The 13500-nt window shown below is 66.1% G+C and carries 10 protein-coding genes; 4 read left to right on the top strand and 6 right to left on the bottom strand.

Annotation, left to right across the window (positions count from 1 at the left end; all coding sequences use genetic code 11):
- Window positions 1–276 precede the first annotated feature (276 nt).
- Window positions 277–1500, top strand: a complete 1224-nt coding sequence (locus RS899_RS24965; RefSeq protein WP_315808322.1) for a glycosyltransferase family 4 protein — start codon at window positions 277–279, stop codon at window positions 1498–1500.
- Window positions 1501–1545: 45 nt separating this feature from the next.
- Here the strand turns inward: RS899_RS24965 and RS899_RS24960 are convergent, their stop codons facing one another.
- Window positions 1546–3330 carry a GspE/PulE family protein gene (locus RS899_RS24960; RefSeq protein ID WP_065348183.1) on the bottom strand — a complete coding sequence of 595 codons (1785 nt, stop codon included), beginning with the start codon at window positions 3328–3330 and terminating at the stop codon, window positions 1546–1548.
- Window positions 3331–3385: 55 nt separating this feature from the next.
- Window positions 3386–4750, bottom strand: coding sequence for an inorganic triphosphatase (locus RS899_RS24955; protein WP_315808321.1), 1365 nt, complete (start codon window positions 4748–4750; stop codon window positions 3386–3388).
- 187 nt (window positions 4751–4937) lie between these two features.
- Between RS899_RS24955 and argE the strand changes: the two genes are divergently transcribed.
- Window positions 4938–6077, top strand: a complete 1140-nt coding sequence (gene argE, locus RS899_RS24950; RefSeq protein ID WP_315808320.1) for an acetylornithine deacetylase — start codon at window positions 4938–4940, stop codon at window positions 6075–6077.
- Between the two features lie 170 nt (window positions 6078–6247).
- The gene (gene argA, locus RS899_RS24945; protein WP_024762181.1) at window positions 6248–7546 is read left to right on the top strand and encodes an amino-acid N-acetyltransferase; all 1299 of its coding nucleotides are present in this window, start codon (window positions 6248–6250) and stop codon (window positions 7544–7546) included.
- Here the strand turns inward: argA and RS899_RS24940 are convergent, their stop codons facing one another.
- The 4 genes from RS899_RS24940 to RS899_RS24925 all read right to left on the bottom strand — a co-directional run bounded on the left by RS899_RS24940 (window position 7547) and on the right by RS899_RS24925 (window position 12443).
- Complete coding sequence (locus RS899_RS24940; protein WP_315808319.1) at window positions 7547–7813, bottom strand: ribosome modulation factor; 267 nt, start codon at window positions 7811–7813, stop codon at window positions 7547–7549. It lies immediately after the preceding gene.
- A gap of 138 nt (window positions 7814–7951) precedes the next feature.
- On the bottom strand, window positions 7952–9538 hold the full coding sequence (gene gshA / locus RS899_RS24935) for a glutamate--cysteine ligase (protein WP_054908093.1): 1587 nt from the start codon (window positions 9536–9538) through the stop codon (window positions 7952–7954).
- 166 nt (window positions 9539–9704) lie between these two features.
- The gene (locus RS899_RS24930) at window positions 9705–10067 is read right to left on the bottom strand and encodes a PaaI family thioesterase (protein ID WP_371914040.1); all 363 of its coding nucleotides are present in this window, start codon (window positions 10065–10067) and stop codon (window positions 9705–9707) included.
- Between the two features lie 36 nt (window positions 10068–10103).
- Window positions 10104–12443, bottom strand: a complete 2340-nt coding sequence (locus RS899_RS24925; RefSeq protein WP_054908091.1) for a Tex family protein — start codon at window positions 12441–12443, stop codon at window positions 10104–10106.
- Between the two features lie 223 nt (window positions 12444–12666).
- On the opposite strand from RS899_RS24925, the gene ompR reads away from it, so the two are divergent.
- On the top strand, window positions 12667–13407 hold the full coding sequence (gene ompR, locus RS899_RS24920; protein ID WP_169935708.1) for a two-component system response regulator OmpR: 741 nt from the start codon (window positions 12667–12669) through the stop codon (window positions 13405–13407).
- The last annotated feature ends 93 nt before the right edge of the window (window positions 13408–13500 follow it).

Raw genomic sequence — 13500 nt, 5'->3', positions numbered from 1 at the left:
GGACGGGTTTGCTGCAGGGCATCAGTATAAGGCTGCAGAGCCGGCCGACTGGATAAGCATAGTTCCCGCAACGTCCCGGGATTTCGCCAGTGAGAGGGAGCATTAAGAAATATCTGCGCCCCAGCTTCCAGACTTCTGATTGAGCGCGGCGGCACGGACAGCGGACTCTGCACACCCTTCGGATCATCCTACCAGCGCGGAGGTTGGTCCCGCCCGGCTCCATCGCAATCTATCCATCGATGCGCGGCGTGCGGGACTCATGGAGCAGGTGTTGTCGTGAAATTGTTGCTCATCCACCAGAACTTTCCTGGCCAGTTCCTCCACCTGGCACACGGTCTGCTCAAGGACAGTCGCTGCCAGCTGCTGGCTATTGCCCGTGATACGGCACGGGGTGTGCCGGGGGTACGTACGCTGCGCTACAGCCCCAGCCGGGCGGTTTCCCCGCAGATCCACCACTATCTGTATACCGTCGAGGATGCCGTCCTGCATGGTCAGCAGGTAGCCAGGCTGTTGCTGCAACTGCGCGGCACTGGCTATCGCCCGGACGTGATCCTGGCGCACCCGGGCTGGGGAGAAACCTTGTATGCCAAGGACGTCTACCCGGATGTTCCGCTGGTGCACTTCTGCGAGTACTACGGCGCCATGGAGGGGGCGGATATCAATTTCGACCCGGAGTTTCCGTCGAGTTTCGACGAGTGTGCTCGCAGCCGGACGCGCAATGCCCTGCACCTGCTGAACCTGGAGCATTGCGACCTGGGCATCAGTCCCACCCCGTGGCAGCGCGGCCTGCATCCGCTGGCATACCGGGAGAAAATCCAGGTGGCCCACGAAGGTATTCCCCTCGATATGCTGCGTCCGGACCCGCGAGGTTCCTTGCGCCTACCCTCCGGGCAGGTGCTCAGGGCTGGCGATCCCGTGGTGACTTACGTGGCCCGCAATCTGGAACCCTATCGGGGCTTCCACATCTTCATGCGCGCGTTGCCGCAGATTCTCGACCGCCACCCGCGGGCACAGGTCCTGATACTGGGAGGCGACGAGGTGAGCTACGGCATGCCTCCCCAGGGGGCGCCCAACTGGCGCACGCGCATGCTCGAGGAGGTGAGGCTGGACCGCTCACGCGTGCACTTCCTTGGCAAGGTTCCCTATGCCACCTATGTGAAAGCGCTGCAGGTTTCCTGTGCACACGTCTACCTGACCTACCCCTTCGTCCTGTCGTGGTCGATGCTCGAGGCCATGGCGTGCGGCTGCCTGCTGGTCGCCTCCGACACGGCACCGGTCCGTGAGGTGGTTCGCGATCGCGAGAATGGCTATCTGGTGGACTTCTTCGCCGTCGACGACCTGGCCGAGCGAGTGCTCGAGGTCCTGCACAATCCGTCGGCGCATGCCGGCTTGCGCCAGATGGCCCGTCTCACTGCGCAGCGCTTTGACACCCGCAGCGGGGTCAGCGCCTATCGTCGTCTGCTGGAGATGGCCATGGAACCTGCGCGGGCTCAAGGCTGAGGCTGGGTGGCGGCGCGACCGGCGCCGCCGTGGCGTCCAGAGGGGCTACTTCTGCTCGCTCTGCGGGGTCACCCGCATGACTTCCTCGATGGTCGTCAGGCCCGCCGCAACCTTCTGCGCGCCGGACAGCCGCAGGCTGCGCATGCCTTCCTTGAAGGCCTGGCGGCGCAGCGGGATGAGGTCGGTGTCAGCGGTGATCAGCTCCTTCAGCGACTCCGTCAGCAGCATGATTTCGTACACGCCGGCGCGTCCGCGGTAGCCGGTGTCGCGGCATTCCAGGCAGCCGACGGCCTGCTGCGCACCGGTGGGCAGCGGAGCGTTCCACGGGCGGGTGACTTCCTGCCAGTCTTCCTCGTGCAGCTCCATCGGCGCCTTGCAGTGCGGGCAGAGCGTGCGCACCAGGCGTTGGGCCATGACGCCGAGCACGGTGGCGCGGATCAGGTAGTAGGGCACGCCCAGTTCCAGCAGGCGGGTGATGGCGGTGGGCGAGTCGTTGGTGTGCAGCGTGGAGAGCACCAGGTGGCCGGTGAGCGCCGCCTGGATCGCCATCTCGGCGGTCTCCAGGTCGCGGATCTCGCCGACCATGATGATGTCCGGGTCCTGCCGCAGCAGGGCGCGCACGCCGCTGGCGAAGGTCAGGTCTATGTTGTGCTGCACCTGCATCTGGTTGAACGAGGGCTCGATCATCTCGATCGGGTCCTCGATGGTGCAGAGGTTCACTTCATCCGTGGCAAGCTGCTTGAGCGTGGTGTAGAGCGTGGTGGTCTTGCCCGAACCGGTGGGCCCGGTGACCAGGATGATGCCATTGGGCTGGCTGGTCATGCTCTCCCAGCGGCGCAGGTCGTCGGGGGAGAAGCCGAGCTGATCGAAGCTCTTGAGCAGCACCTCGGGGTCGAAGATCCGCATCACCATCTTCTCGCCGAAGGCCGTGGGCAGCGTCGACAGGCGCAGCTCCACCTCGGCGCCTTCCGGCGTCTTGGTCTTCACCCGGCCGTCCTGCGGCTTGCGCTTCTCGGCGACGTTCATGCGCCCCAGGGACTTCAGGCGGCTGACCACCGCCATGCTGACCTGCGGTGGGAACTGGTAGACGTTGTGCAGTACGCCGTCGATGCGGAAGCGCACTGTGCCCTGCTCGCGCCGCGGTTCGATATGGATATCGCTGGCGCGCTGCTGGAAGGCGTACTGGAACAGCCAGTCGACGATGGTGACGATGTGCGCGTCGTTGGCATCGGGCTCCTGGTCGCTGGCACCCAGGTTGAGCAACTGTTCGAAGTTGCCGACCCCGCTGATCTTCTGGTCCGCCGAACTGGCGCCGGTCACGGACTTGGCGAGGCGGTAGAACTCGACGGTGAAGCGCTGGATGTCCGCGGGGTTGGCCACCACGCGTTTGATCGGGCGCTTGAGGACGTGGGTGAGGTTGCTCTCCCAGGCGTGCACGAAGGGCTGTGCGCTGGCGATGGTGACTTCGTCCGGCGCTACTGCGACCGCGAGGATATGGTGGCGCTGGGCGAAGGCGTACGACATCAGCGGCGTGACCGCCGCGACATCGATCTTCAGCGGGTCGATACGCAGGTAGGGCTGCCCGGAGAAGTCCGCCAGCCATCTCACCAGCGCATCCAGGTCCAGCTTGCGCCCCGGCCGCTGGCGATCCTCGACCTGCTGCGCGGCGAGGAACTCCAGTGGGTGCTGCTGGTTCTTCACCGCACTGCGGCGGATCGCCAGGCACTGTTCGGCGTCATCCTGGGCGACCCGGCCCTGGGTGACCAGCTCGCGCAGGATGTCGCCCAGGTCGAGCGGACGATCCTGGGCGGAAGGGGCAAAGACGGACATGCAGACTCCCTACTTCAATGGCGGGTCGACAGGCCCGCGACGTCGCCGGGCCAGCTTATTTCAAAAGCGCCTTCCACGGCTTGAGGGTCAGCACAGTATGGGCCTGGGCCGCGAGGGCATCCAGGCGCCCCTCGGCGTCGGGAGTGGCGAGCAGCTCCTGCAGCTTGGCCAGTTCGCCGTAGAGGCGGTCGGTTTCCGGCAGCTCCAGCACGCTGCGCGCCAGGCGCAGCCAGACCAGCATGCGCTGCAGGCGCGGCAACTGGTCGGCGAGTACCTCGGGCAAATGCTGGGCGCGTTGCAGCGGCATGGCCTGGGCTTCTTCGGCCAGGATGCGCTGCAGCCACTTGCCGACGGCGGAGCCGCCCAGGCGATTGGCGCGGTCGTTGCGCTCGGTGGTCCAGGCCTTGCCCAGCAGCCAGCGAGAGGCGCTCAGGGAGAACTGACCCCAGCGCACATTCGCCAGTTCCTCGCGGAAGACTGCCGGCATCTGTTGGCGCACGGCTTCGTCGTGGCGGCCCTGCTCGAGGCGCGGCTGCCAGTCGGCGATCAGCGCATCGAGAGCAGTACGCAGTTCGCGAGTGGTGGCGCGCGGTACGGCCTGGCCAAGACTGCCGAGCAGGGAGCGCAGGTCGACCAGTTGCTGCAGCCAGCTTTCCAGCAGGCTCCAGTGGCCATTGAAGCGGTATTGCTCGGCCAGGCGCTGGCTGCTGCCCAGCAGAGACCAGGACAGCGCGGCGAAGGCGCCGTCCAGCGGGGTTTCACGCAGCAGCTTCTGGGTATCGGGTTGTACGTTGTAGCTGGTCGGGTCGAACAGGCGGTAGCCGCGCTCGGCCTTGCTGATGTCGCAGGGCATCAGCGCGAGGTCGGCGGCCAGTTCGATGGCCAGGTCCAGCAGCGCTTCGGGCTCGCCCTGGCGCAGTTCCAGCTCCAGTTCGCAGATTTCCTCTTCCTGCTTGCCGGCGACGACCTTGCCCAGGTCCAGCGCGGCCTCGATCACCACCTTGGCTTTGCCGCGGCCCCAGGCGATCTCGGCGCGCTGGCGGGTGAAGTCGGTGCTGAAAATCGGCTTCAGGGTCTTCTTGTCCAGGTCCGCAAGGGCGGCTGGCCAGCACTGGTCGTCAAGCTTCTTGATATCAAGCTTGTTCTTCTCCAGGTACCAGTCCCACTCGTTGCGCTCGGACAGGCCGGCGATGCTCTGGCCGCGGGTCTTCAGGGTCTGGATGAACTGCTCGCCGTCCTTGCGCATGCGCAGCGCCACGCGGGCGCGGGCCAGGTCGCGGCCCGGGGTGTCGTAGTACTGGTTGAACAGCTCGCGGGGCTCCCAGCCGGATTTGTTGCGCTTCTTCAGTGCGGGATGCTCGCGCAGGGCTTCGAGGGTCTCGCGGCTGGCGCGCAGTTTGATTTCGGTTTCTTTCTGCATGGCGGGGGTCCGGGTCAGAGCGGCCGCGCCCGGATTCCCGACCTGCTGTAGGAAGGACGGAACGACGGGCGCGAAAAAGACTTCAAAGTCATGCAGTCTACAGGACTTCGGCATTCCTGCCGGGCGCCGCGAGGTTTTACCGCAGCGTGGCATGGTCCATAGTGGGAACACATCTTCGGAGGACGCCATGCCGTTGCCGCCCCTGAAACAACGCTTTGCCGAGCTGATCGCGGTTCCTTCCGTCAGCTGTACCCAGCCCGCGCTGGACCAGTCCAATCGCCCGGTGGTCGAGTTGCTCGGCAACTGGCTGGTGGACCTGGGATTCGCCTGCGAGATGCAGCCGGTGTCACCGGGCAAGTTCAACCTGATCGCGACCCTGGGCAGCGGCCCCGGCGGGCTGGTGCTGGCCGGGCACACCGATACCGTGCCCTATGACGAGGCCCTGTGGAAAAGCGACCCGCTGGGCCTGGATGAACGCGACGGGCGCTGGTTCGGCCTGGGCGCCTGCGACATGAAGGGCTTCTTCGCCCTGGTCATCGAAGCGCTGTTGCCGCTGCTGGAGCAGCCGTTCAGGCAGCCGCTGATCATCCTCGCCACCTGTGACGAGGAAAGCTCCATGGCCGGTGCTCGTGCGCTGGCCGACGCGGGGCGGCCGTTGGGGCGCGCCGCGGTGATCGGCGAGCCGACCAACCTCAAGCCGATCCGCCTGCACAAGGGCGTGATGATGGAGCGCATCGATATTCTCGGGCAGAGCGGCCATTCCTCCGACCCGAGCCTGGGACGCAGTGCGCTGGAGGCGATGCAGGCAGTGATGGGCGAGTTACAGAGCCTGCGTAGCCAGTGGCAGCAGGAATTCAACAACCCGCAGTTCAGCGTGCCGCAGCCGACGCTCAACCTGGGCTGCATCCACGGCGGCGACAATCCCAACCGCATCTGCGGCCAGTGCGCCCTGGAATTCGACCTGCGCCCGCTTCCGGGAGTGGCCCCGGAAACCCTGCGCCAGAGCATTCGCGAGCGGCTGCAGCCGGTTGCCGAGCGGCACGCCGTGAAAATCGATTACGCACCGCTTTTCCCTGCCGTGCCGCCCTTCGAGGAGCCGGCGCAGAGTGAGCTGGTGCGACTCGCCGAAAGTCTGACCGGGCACACGGCGGAAGCGGTAGCCTTTGGCACCGAAGCACCGTATCTTCAGCAGCTCGGCTGCCAGACCCTGGTGCTTGGCCCCGGCGACATCGCCTGCGCCCACCAGCCCGATGAACACCTTGAACTGGACCGCATCGAGCCGACCGTAGAGTTACTACGCGGATTGATCCGTCATTACTGTCTATAGAGAGCCCTGCGTAGGCAGTTGCCTGTAGAGCGCCCGGAAAGCGGGCCCAACGTACCCAAGAGGAGAAACCTGTCGATGTTCCTGCGACGACGATAACCGCGCCGCCACTGGCCGCCTTTCGGCCGCATCCGACAGATTTCCGCCCACTCGAACGACAGGCTTTTCAAGCAATGCACGACTACGTCAACTGGCTGCGCCACGCCTCGCCCTACATCAACTCACACCGGGACTGCACCTTCGTGGTGATGCTCCCCGGCGAGGGCGTCGAAGACCCCAATTTCGGCAATATCGTCCACGACCTGGTGCTGCTGCACAGCCTGGGTGTGCGCCTGGTGCTGGTGCACGGCTCGCGTCCGCAGATCGAGGCGCGCCTGGCCCAGCACGGGCTGGCGCCGCGCTTCCATCGCGGCCTGCGGGTGACCGATGCACCGACACTGGGCTGCGTGATCGACGCGGTGGGCAGCCTGCGCATCACCATCGAGGCACGCTTGTCGATGGATATGGCCGCCTCGCCCATGCAGGGCTCGCGCATGCGCGTGACCTCGGGCAACTTCGTCACCGCACGGCCGATCGGCGTGGTCGATGGCATCGACTACCACCACACCGGCGAAGTCCGTCGGATCGACCGCAAGGGCATCAATCGCCAGCTCGACGAGCGCAGCATCGTACTGCTCTCGCCGCTGGGTTACTCACCCACCGGGGAAATCTTCAACCTCGCCTGCGAGGACGTGGCCATGCGCGCGGCCATCGACCTGGGCGCGGACAAACTGATTCTCTATGGGGCCGAGCGCGGCCTGATGGATGAGGCCGGCAAGCTGGTGCGCGAGTTGCGCCCGCAGCAGGTACCTGCGCACCTGGAACGCCTCGGGTCGAGTTATCAGGGCGAGTTGCTCGATGCCGCCGCCCAGGCCTGCCGCGCAGGTGTGCGGCGCAGCCATATTGTCAGCTACACCGAGGATGGCTCGTTGCTGTCCGAGCTGTTCACCCGCACTGGCAACGGCACCCTGGTGGCGCAGGAACAGTTCGAACAACTGCGCGAAGCGGGCATCGAGGACGTGGGTGGATTGCTGGAGCTGATCCGTCCGCTGGAAGAGCAGGGCATTCTGGTACGTCGCTCCCGCGAGGTACTGGAGCGCGAGATCGAGCAGTTCAGCATCGTCGAGCGCGAAGGGCTGATCATCGCCTGCGCGGCGCTCTATCCCATTGCCGATTCCGACGCGGGCGAGCTGGCATGCCTAGCGGTGAATCCGGAGTACCGCCACGGCGGACGCGGCGACGACCTGCTGGAGCGCATCGAACAGCGCGCGCGCAACCTGGGACTGAAAACCCTTTATGTGCTCACCACCCGCACGGCCCACTGGTTCCGTGAGCGCGGCTTCCAGCCCAGCAGCGTGGAGCGCCTGCCGGCGGCGCGGGCGTCGCTGTACAACTATCAGCGCAATTCCCAGGTGTTCGAGAAGACGCTCTGATCAGATCCGCTCTTTGCCGGACACCGAATGCCTGATCTGCACGCTAACTCGTGACGCCGGGCCTGGCTCTGCGCCGGGCCCGGCCTGTTCCTTCTGCTGCCGCTGGCGCAGTCGCTCACCGCCGTCGCGCCAGCCGGCTTCCCAGCTGGCCGCCAGAATGTCATGCAGCGGACAGCGCGGGGCGCGGCCGAGCAGCGCTTCCAGGTAGCCTTGCCGGTAGGCGACTTCCAGCTGGTGGAGTGTCCAGGAGGGAGAGTGAAGGGACATGCGCGCGTTCCTGCGAGGTCTTGCGCGGATCGCGCCGGCCGGGCCGGGGCGATCCGCAGGGAGGGAGGATTCTCCCCCCGCCCTCGCAGGTTGCCGATCAGAACTCTATGAGCCGCGTGTCAGCGATTTCTTGCACCGTCAGACGCTGAGCAGGCCCAGGATGCTCGCCTGATACGCGGCGACGAAGGTGTCGAAATCGCCTTCGGGCTGCTTCTCCAGCTCCGCCTGTTCGGCCAGGGATTCGCTGGCCATGCTCTCGAAGCGCGCCTGCTCCTCGGCCGACAGCGGTTCACCCTGCAGGGTGGCGGCATGCTGGCGGCTGTAGCGCAGGGCGAAGGCCTCGAAGCTCTCGCCGCGTTCGCGCATCTCCGCCAGGACCTTCGCCGACGGCGTCAGGCTGGCGTCGGCAACCTTGGCGCGCTGCTCGGCCAGGCTCTGCGCGTGCAGGCCCGTGCCGTTGGCGCGGTCGAGCAGTTCGATGATCGGCGCGATGCCGTCGAGCAGGGCGTTCGCCCAGTCCTTCATCTCAAGCTGCTGGCCACCGCGCTCCAGCTTCAGGCCGGGGCGACGACCTTCCTTGACCACCTTGAGGAAGTTGCTGGTGGCCGCGCCGCACTCGCAACCGCCCAGCGGCGGGCTGTCGGACAGCGCGCAGTAGAGCAGGAAGGCGTCGAGGAAGCGCGCTTCGGTGACGTCGATGCCCAGCGGCAGGAAGGGGTTGATGTCCAGACAGCGCGCCTCGACGTACTGCACGCCACGGGCCATCAGCGCCTGGATCGGGCGCTCGCCGGTGTAGGTGACGCGTTTCGGGCGGATGCTCGAGTAGTACTCGTTCTCGATCTGCAGGATGTTGGTGTTGAGCTGCACCCACTCGCCATCGACCTTGGTGCCGACCTTCTCGTACGGCGCGTACGGCGTGCTCACCGCGCGGCGCAGGCTGTCGATGTAGCTGTCCAGGTCGTTGTAGCAGGGCGTCAGGCCGGCCTGGGCGTTGTTCTGGTAGCCCAGGTCGCTCATGCGCAGGCTGGTGGCGTAGGGCAGGTAGAGCGTGTGCTCGTCGAAGGCTTCCAGGCCGTGCGGGCGGCCGCGCAGGAAGCCGGCGTCCAGCGCCGGGGAGGCGCCGAACAGGTACATCAGCAGCCAGCTGTAGCGGCGGAAGTTACGGATCATCGCGATGTAGCGATGCGACTGGAAGTCCCGCGCGCTCTTCTCGCTGCCTTCGTCCTGGCGCAGCAGCTCCCAGATGCCCTCGGGCAGGGAGAAGTTGTAATGGATGCCGGCGATGCACTGCATGGTCTTGCCGTAACGCAGGGCCAGGCCCTTGCGGTAGACGTACTTCAGGCGGCCGATGTGCGAGCTGCCGTAGCGGGCGATCGGGATGGTCTCTTCATCCGGCAGCTCGCAGGGCATGGATGGGCTCCACAGGTATTCGCCGTCGAGCTTGCCGCTGGCGAATCGGTGGATTTCTCCCAGTTCGTCCAGGGTCTTTTCGACGCTGGTGGAGGTCGGCGTGATGAACTCCAGCAGCGACTCGGAGTAGTCGGTGGTGATCTGCGGGTTGGTCAACGCCGAGCCCAGGGCGCGCGGATGCGGGGTCAGGGCAAGCTTGCCGCGCTCGTCGACGCGCAGGCATTCGCGCTCGATACCGTGCAGGCACTGGGTGAGCAGGGACAGGTTGGCGGCATCGCCCAGCAGGGCCAGGCGGCGGGAAAGTTGGTCGCTCAAGTTGGAAGTCCTTCACACGGCAATCGCCCCACTATGGGGGTGGACTGGGCGGTCTACAAGGGGAGAACACAACCGGCGTGGTCGCCTGGCTTCATCGAGGCGCTGTGCCGGCGCCCGCAAATCCGGGGCTCCGGCGTACAGCATAGGTCAGTTGTCGCGGCGCGAATTACAGCTGGGCGAAGGTGCCTTGTCCCTTGGCGACCAGCTTGTCGCCCTGGTGGATGTCGGCTTCCACTACCAGCGTGCGTCGCCCGGCATGCAGGACCTTCGCCACACAGCGCACTTCGCCCTCGGCGACCGCGCGGATGTAGTTGATCTTGCATTCCAGGGTGACGCTCTGTCGGTCGAAACCATGGACGCTGGAGCAGGCCAGGCCCATGGTCATGTCCATCAGCGTGAAGAGTGCGCCGCCGTGCATGACGTTGCCGCGATTGCGCAGGTGCTCGGCCATCGGCAGCAGCACCTCGGCTTCGCCGTCGGCGACACGGATCGGCTGTACGCCAAGGGTGTCGCTGAAGCGGCTGATCATCAGCTCGCGGGCGGGCATCTCGCTCATGGACCTTCCTTACTTCTTCTTCAGTTGCTTGGCGTTGGCGAACAGCGAGGCCATGGCATTGTTCGCCGGGGCCTTCTCCTGCTGGCGCGGAGCGCTGCGCTCGCCACGCGGCGCGCCGTTGCCGGGCCGGCCGCCGCCACGCGGGCCGTCGACCTTCTCGCCGGGGGTGTCGCTCATGCGCATGGACAGGCCGACGCGGTTGCGCGGGATGTCCACTTCCATGACCTTGACCTTGACGATGTCACCGGCCTTGACCACTTCGTACGGGTCCTTGACGAACTTCTCCGACAGCGCGGAGATGTGCACCAGGCCGTCCTGGTGGACGCCGATGTCGACGAAGGCGCCGAAGTTGGTGACGTTGGTCACCACGCCTTCGAGCACCATGCCGGGGGTGAGGTCCTTCAGGCTCTCGACGCCTTCCTGGAACTCGGCGGTCTTGAACTCCGGGCGCGGGTCGCGGCCGGGCTTGTCGAGTTCCTTGAGGATGTCGGTGACGGTGGGCAGGCCGAACTGCTCGTCGGTGAACTTCTTCGGGTCCAGGCGCTTGAGGAAGCCCGAGTCGCCGATCAGCGAGCGCACGTCGCGGCCGGTGTCGGCGGCGATGCGCTGTACCAGCGGGTAGGTTTCCGGGTGCACGGCGGACGCATCCAGCGGGTTGTCGCCGTTCATCACGCGGAGGAAGCCTGCGGCCTGCTCGAAGGTCTTCTCGCCCAGGCGGCTGACTTTCTTCAGCTCGTCGCGGGTCTTGAAGGCGCCGTTGGCATCGCGGTGCGAGACGATGTTCTGCGCCAGGGTGCTGTTCAGGCCGGAGATGCGCGCCAGCAGGGCGGCGGAAGCGGTGTTGACGTCCACGCCGACGGCGTTCACGCAGTCTTCCACCACCGCGTCCAGGCTGCGTGCGAGCTGCAGTTGGGAGACGTCGTGCTGGTACTGGCCGACGCCAATGGACTTCGGTTCGATCTTCACCAACTCGGCCAGCGGGTCCTGCAGGCGGCGGGCGATGGAGACGGCGCCGCGCAGCGATACGTCCAGCTCCGGGAATTCCCTGGCGGCCAGCTCGGACGCCGAGTACACCGAAGCGCCGGCCTCGCTGACCATGATCTTGGTGCACTTGAGGGCTGGGTATTTCTTGATCAATTCGGCAGCCAGCTTGTCGGTTTCGCGGCTGGCGGTGCCGTTACCAATGGCGATCAGCTCCACCTGGTGCTTGGCGCACAGCGCGGCGAGCACGGCGATGGTCTGGTCCCACTGGTTCTTCGGCACGTGCGGGTAGACGGTGGCGGTGTCCAGCAGCTTGCCGGTGGCATCGACCACGGCGACCTTCACGCCGGTGCGCAGGCCCGGGTCCAGGCCCAGGGTGGCGCGCGGGCCGGCCGGGGCGGCCAGCAGCAGGTCGTGCAGGTTGCGGGCGAAGACGTTGATCGCCTCGAGGTCGGCGCCTTCGCGCAGCTCGCCCAGCAGGTCGGTTTCCAGGTGGGTGTAGAGCTTGACCTTCCAGGTCCAGCGCACCACTTCGGAGAGCCACTTGTCTGCTGCGCGGCCCTGGTTGGCGATGCCGAAGCGCTCGCCAATCATGATCTCGCAAGGGTGGGAGGTGCCCGGCAGCTCTTCGCCGACCTTCAGGGCGACGCTGAGGATGCCCTCGTTGCGGCCACGGAAGATCGCCAGTGCACGGTGCGACGGGGCGTTCTTCAGCGGTTCGTCGTGCTCGAAGTAGTCGCTGAACTTGGCACCTTCGGTTTCCTTGCCCGGCACCATGCGCGCGGTCAGGGTGGCGTTATCCTTGAGGAAGCTGCGCAGGCGGTCGAGCAGCGTGGCGTCTTCGGCGAAGCGCTCCATGAGGATGTACTTGGCGCCTTCGAGGACGGCCTTGGTGTCGGCGAAGCCCTTCTCGGCATCGACGAAGCGCGCGGCCTCGGTTTCCGGGGTCAGGCTCGGGTCGGCGAACAGCGCGTCGGCCAGTTCGCCCAGGCCGGCTTCCAGGGCGATCTGGCCCTTGGTGCGGCGCTTCTGCTTATAGGGCAGGTAGAGGTCTTCGAGGCGGGTCTTGGTGTCGGCCAGGTTGATCTCACGGGCCAGTTCCGGGGTCAGCTTGCCCTGTTCCTCGATGCTGGCGAGAATCGCGCCACGGCGCTCGTCCAGCTCGCGCAGGTAGCGCAGGCGCTCTTCGAGCATGCGCAGCTGGGTGTCATCCAGGCTGCCGGTGACTTCTTTCCGGTAGCGGGCGATGAAGGGGACGGTGGAGCCTTCGTCGAGCAGGGCGACGGCAGCGGCGACTTGCTGCGGTTGAACGCGGCCGGAGGGCAGTGCGGAAAGCTCTTCGGCGATACGGGTGTTGATGCTGTCCATGAATCCACCTGACAAAACAATCGAATTACGGGACGTCAGGACCGGGGTTCCCGGCCTCACGACAGGCTCTGTGACAACGCCCCGCCGCAAAAGCGCCGCATTATACCCACGACAATTTCACCGGGTGGGCGGCTGGTCGGGGAAAAATCTGCTAACAATGGACAAGCCGTGATGCGCGGCTGCTGGGCGATAATGCCCGCCGAATCAGATTCTGGGAGTTTCCATGAGCAACGCTGCCACCCTGCCCGAAGGCGAAAAGATCCTCGTGGTCGATGACGACGCGCGCCTGCGCCGTCTGCTGGAACGCTTCCTCGATGAGCAGGGTTACCGTGTCCGCGCCGTCGAAAACACCGAGCAGATGGACCGCCTGCTGGCCCGCGAGCTGTTCCAGCTGGTGGTGCTGGACCTGATGATGCCGGGCGAGGATGGCCTCTCGGCGTGCAAGCGCCTGCGCGAGTCGAACAACCAGATCCCGATCATCATGCTCACCGCCAAGGGCGACGAGACCAGCCGCATCTCGGGCCTCGAACAGGGTGCCGACGATTACCTGGCCAAGCCGTTCAACCCGCGCGAATTGCTGGCGCGGATCAAGGCCGTGCTGCGCCGCCAGGCGCCGCTGGTGCCGGGCGCGCCGGCGGGTGAGGACGAGATCGTCACCTTCGGCGACTACGAATTGCACCTGGCGACCCGCGAGCTGAAGAAGGGCGAGGAAGTGCACATGCTCACCACCGGTGAGTTCGCCGTGCTCAAGGCCCTGGTACAACATGCCCGCGAGCCGCTGACCCGTGACAAGCTGATGAACCTGGCCCGCGGCCGCGAATGGGACGCCCTGGAGCGCTCCATCGACGTGCAGATTTCCCGCCTGCGCCGGCTGATCGAGCCCGATCCGTCGAAGCCGCGCTACATCCAGACCGTCTGGGGCGTGGGCTACGTATTCGTGCCGGATGGCTCCGCGCGCAAGTGATTCAACCTGTAGGAGCGAGGGGGACGCCCTCGTTCTTGCTCGCGAACAATGCCTCGCGCCGATGTGGGTTCGCGAGCAAGCTCGCTCCTACAA

Origin of the sequence: Pseudomonas sp. C9-3 (assembly GCF_032392015.1) — a bacterium.
Taxonomy (GTDB): Bacteria; Pseudomonadota; Gammaproteobacteria; order Pseudomonadales; family Pseudomonadaceae; genus Pseudomonas; species Pseudomonas nitroreducens.
Note: the sequence above shows the minus strand (reverse complement) of the source record. Positions and strands in the feature narration are given on the sequence as shown.